Here is a 20244-nt window from a genome sequence, read left to right on the forward strand (position 1 = left end):
AAGTCCAGAAAATCAATATCATTGAATCTGCCTACAATTCAGATTTGTAGGTGGAAATAATGCGTGAGAAAATAAGGCTTGGCGATGTGTGTACAGTGGTGACAGGTAGTACACCTAAAACAGGGATTCCTGACTATTGGAATGGTGACATTGATTGGATTACACCTGCTGAATTAAATGAAGAGACTTATATCATCAATGGTAGCGAAAGAAAAATAACTGAATTAGCTGTTCGTAAAACGGGGCTTAAATCATTTCCGAAAGGAACAGTGGTGCTTTCTTCGCGTGCTCCTATTGGTAAAGTTGGTATTGCAGGAAAAGAAATGTACTGCAACCAAGGATTTAAAAACTTGATATGTGGGCCGAGAATATATAATGAATACTTATATTGGTTTCTGAAATCAAGAAAAGAATATTTAATCTCTTTGGGCCGTGGAGCAACTTTCAAGGAAATATCAAAAAAGATAGTTGAAAGTGTAGAAATTAATCTACCAAGTTTATCCACGCAAAAAGAAATTGTAGATATCTTAAATAAATGTCGTCATATAGTAGATATAAAACGAGAAGAACTTCGAACCATTGATCTACTTCTTAATGCCCGATTTGTTGAAATGTTTGGTGATCCTGTTTTTAATGAAAAGGGATGGAAAGTTTCTACTGTAAAAGATTTATGTAAAGCAATATACGGTGGCGGGACTCCTTCGAAATCACATCCAGAATATTATTTAGATGGTAATATACCGTGGGTTTCATCTAAAGATATGAAAACAAATCTTTTAAATGATAGTCAGATAAAGATTAATCAACTTGGGATAGAGAATAGTACAACTCGATTAGTACCAGTTAATTCAGTTATAATGGTAATTAGAAGTGGTATATTAAAACATACGTTACCAGTAGCAGTTAATCTTATACCGATTACCATTAATCAAGATTTGAAAGCATTTATTCCCAATCAATATATTTTATCGAGATTTATGGCTATACAATTTCAGTTACAAGAAAAAGATATTTTATCACAAGTAAGAGCTGTAACCGCTGACAATATAGAATTTAAATCAATATTGTCAAGGAAAATGATCGTTCCACCAATAGATTTACAATCTGAATACGTAAATTTTCTTACACAAATTGATAAATCAAAATTTACAATATCAAAGTATCTCTAGGCAATCTCGTGGATATGCTGAAACAAGAGGTTAAAAAGGAAGGATAAAAATATGATCGCGCCAACATCGTTAGATACAAATTTAAAGGAATTGCTAGAAGACGTCAACCAAGGCAAGATTCAACTTCCGGAGTTTCAGCGCAATTGGACATGGGATGATAATCGTATCAAGGGAATCATTGCCAGTTTGTCACAGGGGTATCCCATGGGAGCAATTATGCGCCTGCAATATGGTAATCCAGATATCCAGTTCCAATATAGAACAATCGAAGGAGTACATGCAGACGATGCAGTTCCAGATTACTTAGTCCTCGACGGTCAACAAAGATTGACTTCTATTTATCAGGCAGCTTATAGTCAGGAACCTGTAAAGACAAAAACGGAACAGGATAGAGAGATTCATAGATTCTATTATCTTTCTATGCCAAAATGTCTGGATGAAAATGAAGATCGCGTCGATGCTATACATTCTATTCCTGAGGATCGTAAAGTAAAAGAAAACTTCAATCGTACGATAACGATTGATTTATCCAGTCGGGAAAAAGAATTCGAGCAAAAAATGTTTCCTTTAAATGTTGCTTACCGTATTGATTTACGCACAGAATGGATAATGGGATATCTGGATTATTATGCTGATGATAAAGATGCCCGTGAAATATTCAAAAGCTTTAACAGCAGAATCCTTAATGCGATTACGGCGTATAAGCTGCCTGTCATCACTTTGGATAAATCTACTCCAAGAGAAGCTGTCTGCAAGGTATTTGAAAATGTCAATACGGGCGGCGTTCCCTTGACTGTCTTCGAATTGGTCACGGCAATGTTTGCCACGCATGAATTTGATCTTCGTGCCGACTGGAATAGGTGCAGGAAAATCATCCGCGGCGATGGAGATTCGCTGCAGACTGATTTGCTCTATGGCATCGACGAGACTACTTTTTTGACGGCAGTCACGTTGTATACGAGTTACATGGATAAGAAGGCTGGAAAAGCAGGGGCAGTATCCTGCAAGAAAAAAGATGTGCTGAGCTTGAAGTATGATTCTTATATTGCGTATAGGGATGCGGTGCTGACAGGGTTCCAGCTTGCTCGTAACTTTTTGCTGCAGTATCAATGTGTGTTCAGAAAACGGGATTTGCCATATACGACGCAGCTGATTCCGCTGTCTGTAATCTGTGCCATTCTGGGCAAGTCAAAATGCGACAGTCCGAATACCATCAAAATCCTGTCTCAATGGTATTGGTGCGGCATTTTTGGTGAAATGTATGGCGGCGCAAATGAGACACGCTATGCTAATGATGTGGAAGATGTCATTAATGCTGTAAATGGCAAAGAGAATCCAGCAAGAACCATCAATGCTTCGTTCTTTTCCGCGACACGTCTGTTGACTTTGCAGACAAGAAACAGCGCTGCTTACAAAGGAGTCATGGCACTTCTCTATCAACGTAAATGCCGTGATTTCATGAATGGTATTACGATTGATGTCATCAACAGCATGATAGAATCTCCGGATATCCATCATATTTTCCCAGAGGCATATTGTGAAAATGTTGGCATTCCAAGACGTCGATATAATTGCATCGTAAATAAAACACCGCTTTTGTCAGCCACCAATAGATGCATCGGTGGCAAGGCCCCCAGTATCTATACGAAAAGTATCCTGAAAAAGGTAGATGGACTGACAGAAGCAGAACTGCGTGAACGTATTGAGTCGCATTTTGTCGATTATGATGCGTTGGTAGCTGATGATTTCGATACTTATTTTGTTCATCGTGCTGAGGCCGTTCTTGGCTTGATTGAAGAAGCTATGGGTAAAGAGATATATGATGGTAATTCAGAGGATACAATTAATGAATTTGGAATAGCACTTACTCCAACACATGCTTTCAAGTCATAAAAATCATGTGGCTGCGAGGGAGATGATGGTCATGACGAATTTTGACTTTTTGCAGCAAGAACCAAAATTTCATAGTTTTGCCGATGTGGCGGTAGCCGCGGAAAGGATTCTGCCGATTGATTATGCTGCGTCGGTGCTCAACTGCCGCCGTGCGATGGAGTTTGCCATCAAATGGATGTATTCGGTTGACAAGTCCCTGCACAGACCGTGGGATGATAAGCTCATCAGCCTCATGAGTACGGATGATTTTCGTGATGCTATTGATGACGATCTTTTGACACGGCTGCATTTTATCCGCAAAATCGGTAATATCGCCGCGCATGACAGCCGTAAAATCTCGAAAGATCAGGCCATGCTCTGTCTGGAGAATCTCTATATTTTCATGGATTTTCTCGCTTACTGTTATGCCAGTAATTATAAGGAAGGTTCATTTGACAAAAATCTCGTGGATGCACAGCCCGTACCTGCATTAGTACCGACGGAGCCTACAGAGGCAGAAGTCAAGCTCGATGCTCTCATGAAGGAAAATGCTGCTCTGCGTGAGAAGCTGACAAAACGCCGTGAGGAAAAGCAGGAGACGTATGTGCCGAAGCCTCTTGACATCTCGGAATACAAGACGCGCAAGCTCTACATCGATACGATGCTCGTCGACGCGGGTTGGACAGAAGGCAAAGACTGGCTTAACGAATATGAACTCGCGGGTATGCCGAATAAATCGGCAGTCGGCTATGCCGACTATGTGCTTTTGGGCAAGGATGGCAAGATCCTTGCCGTCATCGAGGCAAAGCGTACCTGTGTCGATGTGGCAAAGGGACGCCAGCAGGGGAAACTTTATGCGGACCTTATCGAAAAACAGCAGGGCAGAAGGCCTGTTTTGTTCCTGACCAATGGTTTTGAGACGCGGATTATCGACAATCAGTATCCGGAACGCAGAGTCGCCGCGCTTTATTCCAAGCGGGATCTGGAAAAGCTCTTGAATCTGCAGAGCATGCGCACGAGCCTGAAATACATCTCGGTCGACAAGAATATTGCCGGACGTTATTATCAGGAAGCTGCTATCAAGGCGGTCTGCGACAGTTTTGATGCGAAAAATCGGCGCAAGGCTCTGCTGGTCATGGCTACGGGCTCAGGGAAAACACGTACAGTCATTGCTCTCTGCAAGGTTCTTCTCGAGCAGGGCTGGATTCGGGATATTCTCTTTCTGGCCGACCGCAATTCTCTCGTCACGCAGGCTAAGCGCAGTTTTGTCAATCTGCTTCCGGATCTATCGGTGACGAATCTCTGTGAGGATAAGGAAAATCTCACGGCACACTGTGTCTTTTCGACGTATCAGACCATGATGAACTGCATTGACTCGGTCCGTGACGATAAGGGCAAACTCTTCACCTGCGGTCATTTTGACTTGGTCATCTGCGATGAGGCACATCGTTCTATCTATAATAAATACCGGGATATATTCCGCTATTTTGACGCGCCGCTGGTCGGACTGACGGCGACGCCGAAGGATGATATCGACAAGAATACGTATGAGATTTTCGAGCTCGAAAATGGCGTACCGACTTATGGCTATGAGCTTTCGCAGGCCGTCAAGGATGGTTATCTCGTTGACTTTATGTCCGTCGAAACATCGCTAAAATTTCTGGACAAGGGCATTGTCTACGATGAATTGTCGGCAGAAGATAAAGAGGCCTATGAGGATACGTTCGAAGATGAAAATGGCCATGTGCCGGACAGCATCAATGCTTCGGCACTCAACAAGTGGATTTTTAATGAAGATACCATTCGCAAGGTCCTGAATACGCTGATGTCGCGTGGCCTGCGTATTGACTATGGCAACAAGCTAGGCAAGACCATCATTTTCGCGAAAAATCATGACCATGCGGAGAAAATTCTGGAGGTATTCAACAAAGAATATCCCCGTTTAAAGGATTATGCCAAAGTCATCGATAACTATATGACCTATGCGCAGAGTGCCATCGACGAATTCTCGGAGCCAGAGAAATTGCCGCAGATTGCGATTTCTGTCGATATGCTCGATACGGGCATCGATGTGCCGGAGATCCTAAACCTTGTTTTCTTCAAGAAGGTCATGAGCAAGGCGAAGTTCTGGCAAATGATCGGCCGTGGCACGCGCCTTTGCCCGGGGCTTATGGACGATGACCAGGATAAGGATAAGTTCTATATCTTTGACTTCTGCGGCAACTTTGAGTTCTTCCGCATGAAGAAAGGCAAAGAAGCCGTGAACCAGCTTTCGATACAGGGCAGCCTTTTTTGCCTGAAATTTGAGATGGCTTATAAACTGCAGGATTTGGCTTATCAGACGAAGCCCTTGCAGGCTTTTCGTCAAAGATTGGTCACGGAGATGGTCAGCAAAATCAAAGAGCTGAACCGCGATAATTTTGCCGTTCATCAGCATCTTCGCTATGTTGATTTATATGCGAAGGGAGAGAACTATCAGGCCTTGACGTATGAAGATACCCTGACTGTGAAGGAGGAACTCGCGGATCTGATTGAGCCGGAACCAGACGAAGCCAGTGCCCTGCGCTTTGACGCACTGCTTTATGGCATTGAGCTGGCGAAACTAGCCGGAAAGAAATACAGCCGTGGCCGTCATGACCTTTTGACAAAGGTGAAGGCCATAGCGGGAGTGGCCAATATCCCTGAGATACAGGTACAGGCACCGCTTATCGAGAAAATCCTGCATACGGACTATCTGGAAACGGCTGAGGTCGATGATTTTGAGCACATCCGCAAGTCACTGCGCGACCTGATGAAATACATTCCTGCAGAAAAAATCCGGTATGACACGAATTTTACGGATGAGATTCTTTCGGTGCAGGAACAGCCTTCCAATCTTGAAAATGATGACCTGAAAAATTACAAGGCCAAAGCCGAATACTATGTTCGGGAGCACCAGTCAAACGGCGCAATTGCCAAACTCAAGGAAAATATTCCGCTGACACAGGAAGATGTCAAGGAACTGGAGAAAATCCTTTGGAGCGAGGTTGGCACAAAGACGGATTATGAGGCTGAGTACGGGGAAAAACCGCTAGGAGAATTCGTCCGTGAGATTGTGGGCTTAGACATGAAGGCTGCGAAAGAGGCTTTTGCAGAGTATCTTGATGGCAGCAATCTCGACAGTCGGCAGATTTATTTCGTCAATCAGATTGTCGAGTACATTGTTCAAAACGGCATGATGAAGGATCTTTCTGTCCTGCAGGAGCCGCCGTTCACGGACAGGGGCAGTCTCGTCGATATGTTCTCAGATGATTTGACTATATGGCAGGGCATTCGTCAGACGATTGACCGGATCAATGCCAATGCCAAGGCAGCCTAAGCCGTCTTTTCAGCTAAACTATAGAAATCCGTCGTACAATGGTCATAAAGTCAAAAGTATGGTAAGATAAAGTCAGATACAGCAAATGCTGAATAAGTGCTTTGGAGGAATTGTTATGGCTAACAATGAAGAAACGATGATGTTCCATTTCGGGGACGATAGGAATAAAGCAGAGAAAATCATCCGTTCGGTCTGCGCCGCGATGGAGGAGAAGGGGTACAACCCGATTAATCAGCTCGTCGGGTATCTGCTGTCGGGCGACCCGGCTTATGTGACGAGCCACAACGATGCGCGCAGCCTGATTCGCACGCTTGAGCGCGATGAGCTGCTTGAAGAGCTCGTGCGTTCGTATCTTGAGAAAGGTGCAGAAAAGAAATGAAGCGTTACATGTCGCTCGATATCGGCGACCGCACGATTGGCATTGCGGTAAGCGACCTTTTGGGGCTGACGGCGCAGGGCGTCGAGACGATTCGCCGCAAGTCGCTTGAGGACGACTTAAAGCGCCTTGGCGAGCTGATGGAGCAGTATGAGACAAAGTCACTCGTGTCGGGGCTGCCGAAGAATATGGACGGCACGGAGGGCGACCGCTGCGCGATTGTCAAGGAATTCATGGGCGAAGTCAAGAAGGCATATCCCGATGTTGAGGTGTTCTTCTGGGACGAGCGCCTTTCGACGGTCGCAGCGACGCGCTCTTTGATTGAGGCCGATGTTTCGCGCAAAAAGCGCAAGAAAGTCATCGACAAGATGGCCGCGGTCTTTATCCTGCAGGGCTTCCTTGACAGCAAACACTGACGAAGTCTTTGCTGGACTCTCTTTTGTGGTTGACAGCGCTTCGGGCGATACGCTACAATGAAAGAGGCCTGAAGGGCCGGAATGCTTCATTATAATAGAAGCTTAGCAAAAGGTTATTTTGTTTTTTATGATATAAATAGGAAGAAGAGGTGTATCGAATGGCAGATCAGGACATGATGAATGATGACGATATCGTGGTTGTCATGACGGACGATGAGGGCAATGAGTACTACTACCGCGAAGAGATGATCATCCCGGTCGATGAAGATAAGTTCGCGCTGCTCGTCGGCATTCATGGCGAGGACGAAGAGCATGAGCATTCCTGCGGCTGCGGCTGTGAGGATGACGATGAGGATGTCATCATCGCGAAGATTGTCACGAATGAAGACGGCGAAGATGAGTACATCGAGCCGACGGATGAAGAGTTTGAGGCTGTTCAGGAAGCATACAACGCTCTCGTGGACGAAGCCGAGAACGACTAAAGAAGAACGTCACCGCTGCTATCCATTTGTTTGGATAGCGGCTTTTTCATGTACGGAGAATGAAGAGCAATGCACGATGCAAACGAAAAACAGCCGCCCAAAGCGAAAAATACGGCAGGCGAACCGAAACATGCCGAAGTAAAGGCTGAAACTCAGGAAGCGGCGAAGTCTGAGCAGTCTGCCAAGGCCGAAAAAACTGCGGCTAAGTCGGAAAAGGCTGAGAGCACTGAGAAAGTCGGGGAAGGCAAGACGAAAACGGATAACGGCGGCGAAAAGTCAGCCAAGCAGGCGGGAAACGAAGAAGAGAAGCAGGGCCAGGAAAAGAAGACTGAGTCAAATGCTGAGAAAAGCCGGACTGATGCTGAAAAAAAGTCCGACCAAGAAGCAGCTGCGGAAAAAGCCGCTGAAACGTCATCGCCTGCAGATAAAGCCGCGACTAAGGTTGTCAAGTCTGCAAAAGAGGTCAAGCCGGCTGAGCCTGCCAAAACTGCCAAACCGGTTAAGCCGGTCAAATCTGTCGAGGTATCGAAAAAAGCTGCTCCTGTGGTGACAATAGAGAAGGGGAAAATGGCATGCTTTAAGGACAAGCTCAAATCCCTTGGCTGGAAGAAGTGGACGGCCATTGCGGCCGTGTTCATCGTGCTCGTGGGCGGCGGTTTTGGCATGTATCTGGCGTTTGGCACGACAGCCGTCATGCAGCGTTCGGACCGCGATGCGCAGGAAAATATCTATATGACGGTCAAGCCGGGTACGACGGCCTCGGAGATTTCGGACAGGCTGACGAAGCTCGGCGTCATCGACAGCAAGTTCCGTTTTTGGTGGCTGATGAAGCTGCAGGGCGATGCGAGCAAATTCAAGACAGGCACGTATGCCTTTAAGGCCCATATGGACGAACAGGACGTGCTCAATAAACTCGTCTCGGGCGATACGACGATTGTCAAATTCACGATTCCGGAAGGCTTTGGCGTCAAGGAAATCGCGAAGCGTCTGGCCGATGAGGGCCTTGTCGATGAAAATGAGTTTTTGGAAAAAGCCAAGAATTACGCGCCGTACAGCTATATGAAGAAGGGACCGAATGTGCGCTACGCGGCCGAGGGCTATCTCTTCCCCGATACGTATGAGATTCAGAGCGATGTGACGCCGGAGCTCATCATGAAGATGATGTCGCAGGACTTCGATAACCGTCTGACGCCGGAGATGCGCCAGCAGGCCGCGGCCATGGGCCTCTCGATTCACGACCTCGTGACGCTCGCTTCGCTCGTTGAGAAGGAAGCGCGCTACGACGAGGACCGGCCGATTATCGCGCAGGTCTTTTTGAAGCGGCTGCAGATTGGCATGCCTCTGCAGTCGGACACGACGTTGCAGTATCTGATGAACGCGCCGAAAGAGGATGTCTCGCTTGCCGATACGAAAATCGATTCGCCATACAACACGTACCAGCATCAGGGACTGCCGCCGGGACCGATTGCGAGCCCCGGCATGAAGGCCATCAATGCCGTGCTGCATCCGGCGGCCACAGATTATCTTTATTTCGTCGCGGACCGTCAGGGGCACAACCATTATTCGGCGACGTACGAGGAACATGAGGCCATCGTGGAGCAGGTCCGCTGACTTGTTCCTTCCATTATATAGGGAATGAGGGAATGTAAAATATGTCAGATTTTGAGGATTTGCTGCGCGGGATGGAGGCCTATGCGGCCGAGAATCATGTACCGATTATCAATGAGAACGGCCGCAAAGCCTTTCTCAAGGTGATCAAAGAGAAAAAGCCGCACCGCGTGCTTGAAATCGGCACGGCCATCGGCTATTCGGCACTGCTTTTGGCGGCAAATGGCGCTGAGGATATCAAAATCACGACGCTCGAGCTTTCCGAAGAACGTGCGCAGACGGCACGGGACTTCATCGACCGTTCGCCGTACCGCGACATCATCGAGATTCTGCAGGGCAATGCGGGGGACATCCTGCTGACCCTGCAGGGGCCGTATGATTTTGTCTTTATCGACGCGGCGAAGGGGCAGTATGTCGATTATTTCCATAAGATACAGCCGCTGCTTGCGCCGAAATGTACGATTGTCGCCGACAATGTGCTGTTTCGCGGCTATGTGCGCGGTGAGGAAAAGGCGCCGCGCCGCTACCGCACAATCGTCAAGCGGCTGCGCGAATACATTGAGCTTACGAGTCAGGCCGAGGGCTTCATGACGGAGATTCTCGAGAACGGCGACGGACTGGCTGTGACGACAAGAACATGAAAATTAAACGGAGGATAATATATATGTTGAAAAAGCCGGAGCTTCTGGCTCCAGCCGGAAATCTGGAAAAAATGAAGATGGCGCTTCTCTACGGCGCCGATGCCGTCTATCTTGGCGGCAAAATGTACGGACTGCGCGCCTTTGGCGGCAATTTCACGCGCGAAGAGCTCAAGGAAGCCGTGGATTTTGCCCATAAGCTCGGCAAAAAGGTCTATGTGACGGTCAATATTTTCCCGCACAACAGCGACCTTGAGGGGCTGCCCGACTATCTGCGCTATCTGGAGTCCATCGGTACGGACGCCCTGCTCATTGCGGACCTCGGCGTTTTCTCTATTTGCCGGGAAGTCACGCCGAAGATGGAAATCCATATCAGTACGCAGGCGAACAACACGAACTGGCGCACGGTCAACGCGTGGCAGCAGCTCGGTGCCAAGCGCGTCGTGCTCGCGCGTGAGATGTCCTTAAACGAAATTCGCGAAATCCGCGCGAAGACGACGGCGGACCTCGAGATGTTCGTGCACGGGGCCATGTGCATTTCGTACTCGGGCCGCTGCCTGCTGTCGAATTATTTCACGGGCCGCGACTCGAACCGCGGCAGCTGCGCGCAGTCGTGCCGCTGGAAGTACGCGCTCGTCGAGGAGACGCGTCCGGGGAGATACTTCCCGATTGCCGAGGATGAGCGCGGCACGTACATCATGAATTCGAAGGATATGTGCCTGCTGCCGCATATCAAGGATGTCATCGAGAGCGGTGTCGAAAGCCTCAAAATCGAGGGCCGCATGAAGAGCGTGCATTACGCGGCGAGCGTCGTCAAGGCTTACAGACTCGCAATTGACGCGTATTTTGAGGACCCGGAGCACTTTAAAATCCAGCAGAGTTGGCTTGACGAGCTCGAGAAGGTCTCGCACCGTCCGTACACGACGGGCTTTTACTACCATCAGCCAGATGCAGATGACCAGCTCTACGGCACCTCGTCGTATGAGCAGACGTCGGAATTCATCGGCCTCGTGCGCTCTTACGACCCCGAGACGCGCTACGCTGTCGTCGAGCAGCGCAATAATATGAAAATTGGACAGGAAATTGAGGTCTTTCAGCCGCATGCCCCCTTGTATCGTCAGAAACTTTCTGATATGCTTGACGAAGAGGGCACGCCTATTGAGGTTGCCCCGCATGCCCAGCAGATCATCAAGATCCGCATGGACAAGCCTGTGGAACCATATACGATCCTGCGCCGCGACGTCCTGAAGAAAAAGGAGCCGCAGGCGTAACAGAAGAAAGAAGGGCTTTTTATGGCAGAGACAAATTTCGTTCGTTATTTTGGCAGGGCAACCGGCCGCGTACAGGGCGTCGGTTTCCGCATGTTCGTGCAGAATCATGCTTCAGAGCTTGGACTCACGGGCTGGGTGCGCAATATGGACGACGGCAGCGTCACGATGGAAATTCAGGGTGACCCGCACAAAATTGACAAGCTTTCTGTCGAAATCCGCGAGGGCAATTACTTCATCAAGGTCAAGACGCTGGACTTTAACCCGATTGAGGTCGTGCCGGATGAAAAGCGCTTTGTCATCCGCTATTGAGTCAGTTCTTTTTGCATCTTTTTGTCAGGGGGATTTTATATGCCAAGAGTACTTGTACTGCATGGGCCGAACCTCAACATGCTCGGCACGCGTGAGCCGGAGATCTACGGCTACACGACACTCGATGATATCAACGAGATGATTGCGGCGCGCGCCGCAGAAGCCGGCATCGAGACGGCCTTCTTCCAGTCGAATCACGAGGGCGAGCTCGTCGATGCCCTGCAGCAGGCCAATCACAAGTTTGATTTTATCATCTTCAATGCCGCGGCTTATACGCATTACAGCATTGCCATCCGCGATGCCATTGCGGCTATCGATGTGCCGGTCATTGAAGTCCATCTGTCGAATATCCACAAGCGTGAAGAGTTCCGCCATACGTCGGTGCTCGCTCCTGTGGCGATGGGACAGATTTCGGGCCTCGGCGTCGAGAGCTACCTCGCGGCACTGGAAGCCATCATCTATAAGCTCAGCAAAGCAAACAAAATCTGATTCTATCATTTATTAAGACATAGAACCAAATCAGGCAACGAAACAGGAGATGCTTTTTTATGAATCAGAATCGTTTGACTGCCCTGCGCAGCCTGCTCGCAGAGAACAATCTCGATGCGGTCATCGTGACGAAATACGTCAATCTTCATTATTTCAGCGGTTTCCGCGGCGATGATACGACGCTCGTCATCACGAAGGACAAGGCTCTGCTCGTCACCGACAACCGTTATACGGAACAGGCCCAGAAACAGGCCCCCCTTTTTGAGGTCGTAGAGCACAAGCACGGCCTGCTCGCCAAAACGGCTGAACTCGTCAAAAAACTCGGCTGCCATAAGGTCGGCTTTGAAGGCAATGCGATTATCTACGATGTTTACGCAGGTCTTTCGTCCCTGCTTGAGGGCATCGAGTTCAAGACGCCTTTGAATCTCGACGCGCTGCGTCAGGTCAAGGACGAGGAAGAAATCGGCTATATCCGCAAAGCCTGTGCGTTTGCCGACAAGGCCTTTGAGGATATCGTCAAATTTATCAAGCCGGGCGTGACGGAAATCGCCGTCGCGGCGCGCCTTGAACAGGTCATGCGCGAGGCGGGCTCCGAGAAACCTTCGTTCGACACAATCGTGGCTTCGGGCCTGCGCGGCAGCATGCCGCACGGCACGGCCACGGAAAAAATCATCGAGGCAGGCGACTTCGTGACGATGGACTACGGCGCGAAATACGAGGGCTACTGCTCCGACATCACGCGCACCGTCTGCGTGGGCAAAGCCAGCGACCGCCAGCGCAAGGTCTATGAGGCCGTGCTCGGCACGCAGAAGATGGTCTTAGACGAAATCGCTCCGGGCAAATCGGGCAAGGAAATCGACGCCGCTTCGCGCGCATTCCTCAAGAAATACGATCTTGCGCAGTACTTCGGCCACGGCCTTGGCCACAGCCTCGGCCTCGAGATTCACGAAGAGCCGCGCCTTTCGCCGTCGAGCACGTGCGAGCATCTCCTGCCGAACATGCTCATTACCGACGAACCGGGCGTCTATCTCCCGGGCTGGGGCGGCCTGCGCATCGAAGACACGGTGCTCGTGACGAAGACGGGCAGCGAGCGCCTGACAAAATCGAATAAAGAGCTTGTGGAGATTCTTTAAACGGCCAGAATCCGGAGAAAAACAAGACTCTATAGGGCTCAGGCATGTCTGTGCTTGACGATAGGCCATAAGTTGATTATAATAAAGAATGTTATGATACGTTTTGTATCTTGAATGCGAATATGATATTTTGGAGGGCGTAAGTTAATGATTAATAGTACTGATTTCCGCACGGGCTTAACGATTGAAATTGATGGCGGTGTCTGGCAGATTGTCGATTTCCAGCATGTAAAGCCGGGCAAGGGCGCTGCTTTCGTACGCACGAAGATCAAGAATGTTGAGACGGGTGCAGTGGTAGAGCGTACCTTCAATCCGAACGAAAAAATGCCGGCAGCTCATCTCGAGACGCGCAACATGCAGTACCTCTACGAGGCCGATGGCATGTACACGTTCATGGATACGGAAACGTATGAGCAGACGGAACTCAACAAGGACCAGCTCGGCGATGCTCTGAACTACCTCATGGAGAACATGGAAGTTTCGCTGCAGACGTTCAAGGGCCGCATCATCGGCATCCAGCTCCCGAACTCCGTCAACCTCAAGGTTGTCGAGTGCGAGCCGAGTGTCAAGGGCAACACGGCTACGGGCGCTACGAAGATGGCCAAGGTTGAGACGGGCTACGAAGTCCGCGTACCGCTTTTCGTCAACGAAGGCGATACGCTCCGCATCGATACGCGTACGGGCAACTACATCGAGCGCGCATAATCTGCACATTCTGGGCAGCTGTTATGTCAGGCATATTCATGCATCTGATGTGACAGCTGCATTTCTTTCATTTTATTTTTCGTCTGGGCAGGAAAAAGCGTTTGACTTAACGAATAGTACAGTATAAATATGCATGGTGGGGATAGGTTTTTCAACAGCCTTATGGACTCCGCCGTACATATCATACAGAAAAACGTACAGCATTTTATTTCAGGCAAGGAGGCCTTTATCATGACCAACGAAAAAGAAGTCGTCAAGAAAGATTCGAACCTCGGTGCCATCCGCATTGCGGATGAAGTCGTCAGCATCATTGCTGGTCTTGCTGCCACGGAAGTCGACGGCATCGCCGGCATGAGCGGCGGCATTGCCGGCGGCATCGCGGAAATGCTCGGCCGCAAAAACTTTGCCAAGGGCGTCAAGGTCGAAGTCGGTGAGAAAGAAGCAGCTGTAGACCTCTTCATCATCGTCAAATACGGCGTGCGCATTCCGGATATCGCTCTCGCGGTACAGGAAAACGTCAAGCAGGCCATCGAGACGATGACGGGACTGTCCGTTGTCGAAGTCAATGTCCATGTACAGGGCGTCGGCTTCCCAGAGGAGAATGCAAAGTCGGAGGAGGTACGCGTGCGCTGAGTTGAAGCGAGGCGGATAAAATGGGGATTATCAACCGTTTTTTGTTGTTTGTCTTTTCAATCGGTACGGCAGCGCTGTCGGTGCTGATGCTTCTGCTCACAGCGAAGGTACTGCCGGAATCGGTTTGGCTCAATGAAATCCAATATATCCTTGCACGTCCGGAAACCATCGCAGGTTCCGTCATCGTACTCGTGCTCTCGCTTTATCTGCTGCGCACGTCCCTGCACAGCGATGCCGAACACACGCGCCGCAGCGGGGATTTCATCCTGCTGCAGAGCGAAAATGGCGGCGTGGAAGTCGCACTGCCGGCGGTCCGCAGCATGGCCGAGCAGACGCTCATGGGCCTGCACGGCATCCGCATGGCCAAAGTGCGCGCCATGGGCGTGAGGCCCTCGCGCAAGGCGCCGGAAACGCTGCGCCTCGTGCTCGAACTGACGGTCAGCCGCCATGTCAATGTCAAGGAGCTCACGGCTGCGGCAGCCGACGCTGTCCGCGCGCAGATTCATGAGGTCATGGGCCTTGACGATATCGCCGTCGATACGAAAATCACGGGCATCACGGACGCGCTGCCGGCAAAGCGCCGCGTCGTCTGAAAAGGCAGTGCGGCGTGTCAGGGATAATTCGGAGTGTTGCGGAGTGTTTCGGAAATGAAAGAAGAATTCAAGGCATGGCTTAAAGAGCGCTGGCAGGAAAATCGGGGCGCATGCGTCGGTTTGTCTGCCGGCGTCATACTGGCCGCAGCTATTCTGCTGTTTGGCTTCTGGCGCACGCTCTTTGTCGTGCTCTGCGGCGGCATCGGCCTTTATGTTGGCAGAAAAGCGGACCGCGAGGACGATTTCTTCGGCCGTCTGGCGGATGAATTCCTTGACCGGATCAACCGCCTGCGCTGATGACGCGAAAATATCAGGAACATACATAAAATAGGATATCTGTAAGGAAGGTTAGGAATGAGTCGTAGACAAGCAAGGGAAGTCGCGCTGCAGGCGCTCTTCCAGTTAGATTTGAATCCGGCGGAAGCGGCGGATCAGGAAGAGATGCAGGAAACGCTGGCCATCGATACGGCACTTGGCGAGGCGGAACGCCTCAGTGCCCATGACCGCGCATTCGTGCAGAAGCTCGTCAGCGGGACGCGTGCCAATCTTGAGGCCATCGACCAGATGATCGCGCAGAATTCGCGCGAATGGAAAGTCGAGCGCATGGCAGCTGTCGACCGCAATCTCACGCGTATGGCAACGTACGAGATGTGTTTTGCAGACGAGAAGCTCACGCCGAATATCGCCATCAATGAGGCTGTGGAACTGGCAAAGAAGTATGGTACGGATGACTCCAGCCGCTATGTGAACGGGATTCTCGGCGCCATCATGAAAAGCGCGCAGTGATGCATAGGAGGAGCCAGACTTTTTGTCTGGCTTTTTCTTGTATTTTTGTAAAAAATAGAAGGGAAGGCTGTCGTGGAAATCCATAGTGTCAGTGACGTCACGCGGTACATCAAGACGATGTTCCAGCGGGAAACTGTGCTGTCCCATCTGCAGGTGCGTGGCGAATTGTCAAATTTCAAATGTTATGCTTCGGGGCACTGTTATTTCACGCTGAAGGATGCGAACTCGTGCATCAAATGCGTGATGTTCCGCAGCCGCGCGCAGTATCTGCGCTTTCGTCCGGAAAACGGCATGCAGGTCGTCGTCAGCGGCGGCATCTCGGTCTATGAGCGCGACGGCGTTTACCAGCTCTACGCCGACCGCATGATGCCGGAGGGAGCCGGCGACCTCGCACTGGCCTTTGAGCAGCTCAAGGCAAAGCTCGCAGCCGAGGGCCTTTTTGACGCGGCGCACAAGAAGCCGCTGCCAAAATTCCCGAAGCGCATCGGCATCGTCACGTCGATTTCGGGCGCGGTGCTGCGCGATATCTACCACGTCTCAAAACGCCGCTGGCCTGCCATCCAGCTCGTCTTAAAGCCCGTGCTCGTGCAGGGCGAGGAAGCGGCGGGCCAGATTGCCGATGCCATCCGCTTCTTCAATGAAAAATATCCCGTCGATGTGCTGATTGTCGGCCGCGGCGGCGGTTCGATGGAAGACCTCTGGGCTTTTAACGAAGAGCCTGTGGTCCGGGCCATCTATGATTCCAGGATTCCCGTCATTTCGGCTGTCGGCCATGAGACGGACTTCACGCTCGCGGATTTTGCGAGCGACCAGCGCGCCGCGACGCCTTCGCAGGCCGCAGAGCTCGCCGTGCCGGACCGCGAGGATTATCTTCGTTATCTCGAGGGCCTTCGCGCGCAGCTCAGTCAGCAGCTAAAGCGCGCCCTGACGGAAAAAAGGCTGCGCCTCGACGCCTGCTGCCGCAGCACGGCGCTCAAGAATCCGCATCTGCTGCTGGCGGGCCGTCTGCAGCGGCTCGACCAGGCCCGCAATAAGCTCGACAGCCTCACCAAGGCGCAGGCACAGGCCAAAAGGCATGCACTCGAGATCGTCCTGCAAAAGCTGGACCTCTTAAATCCGGTGCACATCCTGCGGCAGGGCTATGGCATCATCGAGAAGAAAAGCGAAGGCGGGGCCGTCAGCAGCATCAAAGATGTCAAAAAAGGCGACGAACTCACGGTCACGCTGAAGGATGGCCGCTTCTCAGCCGAAGTCCGGCAGGTCAAGCCGCCAAGAGCCTGAGCTGAGACAAAAGACGAAAGACGAGAAAGACGAAAGGATGCTGTAGTATGCCAAGAAAAAAGGAGCTCTCGTTTGAAGAATCCCTTGCCAAGCTCGAGAGCATCGTCAAGGAAATGGAAGAGGGCAATCTGACATTGAAGGACCTTATGAGCCATTATTCAGAGGGCGTGACGCTTGCGGAAAACTGCACGAAGTCTCTTGACCGCGCGGAGCAGGCGATGGACCTTCTCTTAAAGGAAGAACAGGGAAAAGTCAAGGAAAGCAAATTGGATATTGAGGGTTGAGGGTGAATGAATATGTTGAAGGAACTTTGGAAAGAGCGCCAAAAGCTCGTGGAACAGCAGCTCGTAAGAGAATTGGAGCTTTATGCGCCTCTTGACGCGACGCTCGCGGCAGCGATGAAATACAGTCTAATGGCGGGCGGCAAGCGCCTGCGGCCAATTCTCCTGATGGCGGCTGCTGATGCGGTCGGCAAAAAGGGTACGGACTACATCACGGCGGGCTGCGCTCTCGAGATGATTCATACGTATTCCCTCATTCACGACGACCTGCCGGCGATGGACAACGATGACTATCGCCGCGGCAAACTCACGAACCACAAGGTTTACGGCGACGGCATGGCCGTGCTCGCAGGCGATGCCCTCTTAACACTGGCCTTTGAAGTTCTCGTGCGCCAGCAGCATACGGATGCCGCCACGCTCCTGCGCGTTGTCAAGGAAATCAGCACGGCTGCCGGCATGAACGGCATGGTCGGCGGTCAGGCCATCGACCTTGAGTCGGAGGGCAAACACATCGATATGGAAACCCTGCGCAAAATGCACATGGGCAAGACCGGCGCCCTTTTCCGCGCTGCCCTCAGAAGCGGTGCCATCCTCGCGGGCGCGGATGAAAAATCCCTTGCGGCCCTGACGGATTACGCCGAAAAATTCGGTCTGGCCTTTCAGATTACGGATGATATCCTCGATGTCGTCGGCGATGAAAAGCTCATCGGCAAGCCGGTCGGCAGCGACATCCGCAACGAAAAGTCGACGTATGTGACGCTGACATCTTTGGAGGAAGCACGAAAACTCGCCAAAGAGACCGTAGACGGCGCTGTGGCGGCACTTTCCGGCTTCGGCCCCGAAGCTGACTTCCTGCGTCAGCTCGTCCGCTATATGCTCGAACGAAAAAATTGATGGGAAGTGTTTCCATGTATGCATTACTGGATAAAATCGAGAAACCAGAGGATGTCAAGAAGCTGACCGTGCGTGAGCTCACGGAGCTGGCCTCCGAAATCCGCCATTTCATCATCGATACGGTTTCGCAGAACGGCGGTCATCTCGCGCCGAATCTCGGCACGGTCGAACTCACACTGGCCCTTTACAGCGTGTTCCAGTTCCCGAAGGACAAGCTCGTCTGGGATGTCGGCCATCAGGCTTATACGCATAAAATCCTGACGGGACGCAAAGAGGCTTTTTCGACGCTGCGAAAAAAAGGCGGCATCACGGGCTTTCCAAATCGTTTTGAATCCCCGTACGACGCGTTCGGCGTCGGCCATGCGAGCACGTCCATCTCGGCGGCTCTCGGCATGGCCATTGCGCGCGATATGAAGGGCGAGCACAATCAGGTCATTGCAGTCATCGGCGACGGCGCCCTGACGGGCGGCGAATCCTTCGAAGCCCTGAACAATGCGGGCGACCTCGGCAAAAAGCTCATCGTTATCCTCAACGACAATGAGATGTCCATCGACGCGAATGTCGGCGCCATGAGCGAATATCTCTCGCGCATCCGCATGGCGCCGCAGTACACACGGGCCAAGCGCGACATGGGGAATCTCCTCATGAGCATTCCGCACATTGGCGACAAGGTCTATAAGACGGCCAGCCACCTGAAGGACGGCGTGCGTTCCGCGCTCGTGCCGGGCAGCCTCTTCGAGGAAATGGGCTTCCATTATGTCGGACCCATTGACGGCCACAACATCGGCCTTCTGGAAGAAGTCCTGCAGCGCGCAAAGGAAATGGAAGGACCTGTCCTCATCCATATCCACACAATCAAGGGCAAGGGCTATATTCCGGCGGAGAAGGCACCGGAAAAATTCCACGGCGTGGGCTGCTTTGACCCGAGTACGGGCAAGTCGGCTCCCAAGGCCAATAAGGCCCCGTCGTATACCTCGGTCTTCAGTCAGGCCCTCATCGAGCTCGCGAAAGACCGCCCCGATATTCTCGCCATCACGGCGGCCATGCCGTCCGGCACGGGGCTCAAGGCTTTTGGCAAGGTCTATCCGGACCGCTTTTTCGATGTCGGCATCGCCGAGGAACACGCGATGACGCTGGCGGCCGGCGCGGCTGCGGCGGGCATGCACCCCGTGATTGCGCTGTATTCGACCTTCGCACAGCGCGCCTACGATCAGCTCATACACGATGTCTGCCTGCAGAACCTGCCCGTGACGCTCTGCCTTGATAGAGCCGGTCTCGTCGGTGAGGACGGTCCGACGCATCACGGCGTCTTCGACCTCTCGTATCTGCGCCAGATGCCGCATATGTGCGTCATGGCACCGAAGGATGAAGAAGAGCTCCGCCATATGCTGGCCACGGCCATCGACATCAAGGGGCCTTCGGCCGTGCGCTATCCGCGCGGCTGCGGCCTCGGCGTGGAGCTTACGGACTCGTTCGAGAAACTGCCAATTGGCAAAGCCGAAATCCTGCAGGACGAGGGCGATATCGCCTTCCTCGCCGTCGGCACGATGGTCGAAAAGGCGAAAGAGGCCGCAGCCATCTTAGCGGGCGAGGGGATAAAAGCCGCTGTCGTCAATATGCGCTTTATCAAACCTCTGGACACAGAGCTCATCTCCCGTTATGCGGGAGAAAAGAAGCTCCTGATCACAGCCGAGGAAAATATGCTCGCGGGCGGCTTCGGCTCGGCCTTGGCCGAATACCTTGAAGACAACGGACTTTCTGTGCCGCTTTTGCGCTTTGGCCTGCCGGACCGCTTCATTGAACAGGGCACGCGCAAAGAGCTCTTTGAGCTCTGCGGCCTGCAGCCTGAGCAAATGGCAGAAAAAGTCCGCGAGCGTCTGGCTGTCCTGCGGCAATACAGGGGCATAGAAGAATAAAAGAATCAATATATATGGTATTGAGATAGAGATA

General features: G+C 51.5%; 21 protein-coding genes. All 21 read left to right on the plus strand.

What is annotated here, in order from left to right:
* Positions 1-59: 59 nt before the first annotated feature.
* Positions 60-1169, plus strand: a complete 1110-nt coding sequence (locus tag ACI4OH_RS00880) for a restriction endonuclease subunit S (protein ID WP_439783954.1) — start codon at positions 60-62, stop codon at positions 1167-1169.
* A 51-nt stretch (positions 1170-1220) separates the two neighbouring features.
* On the plus strand, positions 1221-3062 hold the full coding sequence (locus ACI4OH_RS00885) for a GmrSD restriction endonuclease domain-containing protein (protein ID WP_439783955.1): 1842 nt from the start codon (positions 1221-1223) through the stop codon (positions 3060-3062).
* 31 nt (positions 3063-3093) lie between these two features.
* Complete coding sequence (locus tag ACI4OH_RS00890) at positions 3094-6399, plus strand: DEAD/DEAH box helicase family protein (protein ID WP_435721192.1); 3306 nt, start codon at positions 3094-3096, stop codon at positions 6397-6399.
* Positions 6400-6514: 115 nt separating this feature from the next.
* Positions 6515-6778 carry an IreB family regulatory phosphoprotein gene (locus ACI4OH_RS00895; protein WP_432647554.1) on the plus strand — a complete coding sequence of 88 codons (264 nt, stop codon included), beginning with the start codon at positions 6515-6517 and terminating at the stop codon, positions 6776-6778.
* Complete coding sequence (ruvX, locus tag ACI4OH_RS00900) at positions 6775-7191, plus strand: Holliday junction resolvase RuvX (RefSeq protein ID WP_435721191.1); 417 nt, start codon at positions 6775-6777, stop codon at positions 7189-7191. The genes ACI4OH_RS00895 and ruvX overlap by 4 nt, the downstream gene beginning before the upstream one ends.
* 158 nt (positions 7192-7349) lie before the next feature.
* The gene (locus ACI4OH_RS00905; RefSeq protein ID WP_432647556.1) at positions 7350-7673 is read left to right on the plus strand and encodes a DUF1292 domain-containing protein; all 324 of its coding nucleotides are present in this window, start codon (positions 7350-7352) and stop codon (positions 7671-7673) included.
* 69 nt (positions 7674-7742) lie between these two features.
* Complete coding sequence (gene mltG, locus ACI4OH_RS00910) at positions 7743-9284, plus strand: endolytic transglycosylase MltG (RefSeq protein WP_435721190.1); 1542 nt, start codon at positions 7743-7745, stop codon at positions 9282-9284.
* Positions 9285-9325: 41 nt separating this feature from the next.
* Positions 9326-9922, plus strand: a complete 597-nt coding sequence (locus tag ACI4OH_RS00915; RefSeq protein ID WP_435721189.1) for an O-methyltransferase — start codon at positions 9326-9328, stop codon at positions 9920-9922.
* Positions 9923-9945: 23 nt separating this feature from the next.
* On the plus strand, positions 9946-11190 hold the full coding sequence (locus ACI4OH_RS00920) for a peptidase U32 family protein (RefSeq protein ID WP_439783956.1): 1245 nt from the start codon (positions 9946-9948) through the stop codon (positions 11188-11190).
* A 21-nt stretch (positions 11191-11211) separates the two neighbouring features.
* Entirely contained in the window at positions 11212-11499 is a 288-nt protein-coding gene (locus ACI4OH_RS00925; protein WP_435721187.1) for an acylphosphatase, read from the plus strand.
* 39 nt (positions 11500-11538) lie between these two features.
* On the plus strand, positions 11539-11988 hold the full coding sequence (gene aroQ, locus ACI4OH_RS00930) for a type II 3-dehydroquinate dehydratase (protein WP_435721186.1): 450 nt from the start codon (positions 11539-11541) through the stop codon (positions 11986-11988).
* Positions 11989-12047: 59 nt separating this feature from the next.
* Complete coding sequence (locus tag ACI4OH_RS00935) at positions 12048-13121, plus strand: M24 family metallopeptidase (RefSeq protein WP_435721185.1); 1074 nt, start codon at positions 12048-12050, stop codon at positions 13119-13121.
* Positions 13122-13268: 147 nt separating this feature from the next.
* Positions 13269-13826 carry an elongation factor P gene (gene efp / locus ACI4OH_RS00940; RefSeq protein WP_432646603.1) on the plus strand — a complete coding sequence of 186 codons (558 nt, stop codon included), beginning with the start codon at positions 13269-13271 and terminating at the stop codon, positions 13824-13826.
* Between the two features lie 231 nt (positions 13827-14057).
* The gene (locus ACI4OH_RS00945) at positions 14058-14459 is read left to right on the plus strand and encodes an Asp23/Gls24 family envelope stress response protein (protein WP_295634415.1); all 402 of its coding nucleotides are present in this window, start codon (positions 14058-14060) and stop codon (positions 14457-14459) included.
* Between the two features lie 20 nt (positions 14460-14479).
* Positions 14480-15052, plus strand: a complete 573-nt coding sequence (gene amaP, locus ACI4OH_RS00950; RefSeq protein ID WP_435721184.1) for an alkaline shock response membrane anchor protein AmaP — start codon at positions 14480-14482, stop codon at positions 15050-15052.
* Positions 15053-15106: 54 nt separating this feature from the next.
* Positions 15107-15349, plus strand: coding sequence for a DUF2273 domain-containing protein (locus tag ACI4OH_RS00955; protein ID WP_435721183.1), 243 nt, complete (start codon positions 15107-15109; stop codon positions 15347-15349).
* Positions 15350-15406: 57 nt separating this feature from the next.
* Positions 15407-15838 (plus strand): transcription antitermination factor NusB, encoded by a 432-nt coding sequence (nusB, locus tag ACI4OH_RS00960; RefSeq protein WP_432646606.1) that lies wholly within the window; start codon positions 15407-15409, stop codon positions 15836-15838.
* Positions 15839-15910: 72 nt separating this feature from the next.
* Positions 15911-17119, plus strand: a complete 1209-nt coding sequence (gene xseA, locus ACI4OH_RS00965) for an exodeoxyribonuclease VII large subunit (protein ID WP_435721182.1) — start codon at positions 15911-15913, stop codon at positions 17117-17119.
* A 47-nt stretch (positions 17120-17166) separates the two neighbouring features.
* Positions 17167-17403, plus strand: a complete 237-nt coding sequence (gene xseB / locus ACI4OH_RS00970) for an exodeoxyribonuclease VII small subunit (protein ID WP_435721181.1) — start codon at positions 17167-17169, stop codon at positions 17401-17403.
* Between the two features lie 12 nt (positions 17404-17415).
* Entirely contained in the window at positions 17416-18294 is an 879-nt protein-coding gene (locus ACI4OH_RS00975; protein ID WP_435721180.1) for a polyprenyl synthetase family protein, read from the plus strand.
* A 14-nt stretch (positions 18295-18308) separates the two neighbouring features.
* Positions 18309-20210 carry a 1-deoxy-D-xylulose-5-phosphate synthase gene (dxs, locus tag ACI4OH_RS00980; protein ID WP_439783957.1) on the plus strand — a complete coding sequence of 634 codons (1902 nt, stop codon included), beginning with the start codon at positions 18309-18311 and terminating at the stop codon, positions 20208-20210.
* Positions 20211-20244 lie beyond the last annotated feature (34 nt).

Origin of the sequence: Mitsuokella apri (genome assembly GCF_051886055.1) — a bacterium.
Lineage (GTDB): Bacteria > Bacillota > Negativicutes > Selenomonadales > Selenomonadaceae > Mitsuokella.

Excerpts from the sequence above, each read along its gene's own strand:
- ACI4OH_RS00880 (WP_439783954.1), top strand. The coding sequence starts at position 60 with ATGCGTGAGAAAATAAGGCTTGGCGATGTGTGTACAGTGGTGACAGGT.
- ACI4OH_RS00885 (WP_439783955.1), top strand. The coding sequence starts at position 1,221 with ATGATCGCGCCAACATCGTTAGATACAAATTTAAAGGAATTGCTAGAA.
- ACI4OH_RS00890 (WP_435721192.1), top strand. The coding sequence starts at position 3,094 with ATGACGAATTTTGACTTTTTGCAGCAAGAACCAAAATTTCATAGTTTT.
- ACI4OH_RS00895 (WP_432647554.1), top strand. The coding sequence starts at position 6,515 with ATGGCTAACAATGAAGAAACGATGATGTTCCATTTCGGGGACGATAGG.
- ruvX (WP_435721191.1), top strand. The coding sequence starts at position 6,775 with ATGAAGCGTTACATGTCGCTCGATATCGGCGACCGCACGATTGGCATT.
- ACI4OH_RS00905 (WP_432647556.1), top strand. The coding sequence starts at position 7,350 with ATGGCAGATCAGGACATGATGAATGATGACGATATCGTGGTTGTCATG.
- mltG (WP_435721190.1), top strand. The coding sequence starts at position 7,743 with ATGCACGATGCAAACGAAAAACAGCCGCCCAAAGCGAAAAATACGGCA.
- ACI4OH_RS00915 (WP_435721189.1), top strand. The coding sequence starts at position 9,326 with ATGTCAGATTTTGAGGATTTGCTGCGCGGGATGGAGGCCTATGCGGCC.
- ACI4OH_RS00920 (WP_439783956.1), top strand. The coding sequence starts at position 9,946 with ATGTTGAAAAAGCCGGAGCTTCTGGCTCCAGCCGGAAATCTGGAAAAA.
- ACI4OH_RS00925 (WP_435721187.1), top strand. The coding sequence starts at position 11,212 with ATGGCAGAGACAAATTTCGTTCGTTATTTTGGCAGGGCAACCGGCCGC.
- aroQ (WP_435721186.1), top strand. The coding sequence starts at position 11,539 with ATGCCAAGAGTACTTGTACTGCATGGGCCGAACCTCAACATGCTCGGC.
- ACI4OH_RS00935 (WP_435721185.1), top strand. The coding sequence starts at position 12,048 with ATGAATCAGAATCGTTTGACTGCCCTGCGCAGCCTGCTCGCAGAGAAC.
- efp (WP_432646603.1), top strand. The coding sequence starts at position 13,269 with ATGATTAATAGTACTGATTTCCGCACGGGCTTAACGATTGAAATTGAT.
- ACI4OH_RS00945 (WP_295634415.1), top strand. The coding sequence starts at position 14,058 with ATGACCAACGAAAAAGAAGTCGTCAAGAAAGATTCGAACCTCGGTGCC.
- amaP (WP_435721184.1), top strand. The coding sequence starts at position 14,480 with ATGGGGATTATCAACCGTTTTTTGTTGTTTGTCTTTTCAATCGGTACG.
- ACI4OH_RS00955 (WP_435721183.1), top strand. The coding sequence starts at position 15,107 with ATGAAAGAAGAATTCAAGGCATGGCTTAAAGAGCGCTGGCAGGAAAAT.
- nusB (WP_432646606.1), top strand. The coding sequence starts at position 15,407 with ATGAGTCGTAGACAAGCAAGGGAAGTCGCGCTGCAGGCGCTCTTCCAG.
- xseB (WP_435721181.1), top strand. The coding sequence starts at position 17,167 with ATGCCAAGAAAAAAGGAGCTCTCGTTTGAAGAATCCCTTGCCAAGCTC.
- ACI4OH_RS00975 (WP_435721180.1), top strand. The coding sequence starts at position 17,416 with ATGTTGAAGGAACTTTGGAAAGAGCGCCAAAAGCTCGTGGAACAGCAG.
- dxs (WP_439783957.1), top strand. The coding sequence starts at position 18,309 with ATGTATGCATTACTGGATAAAATCGAGAAACCAGAGGATGTCAAGAAG.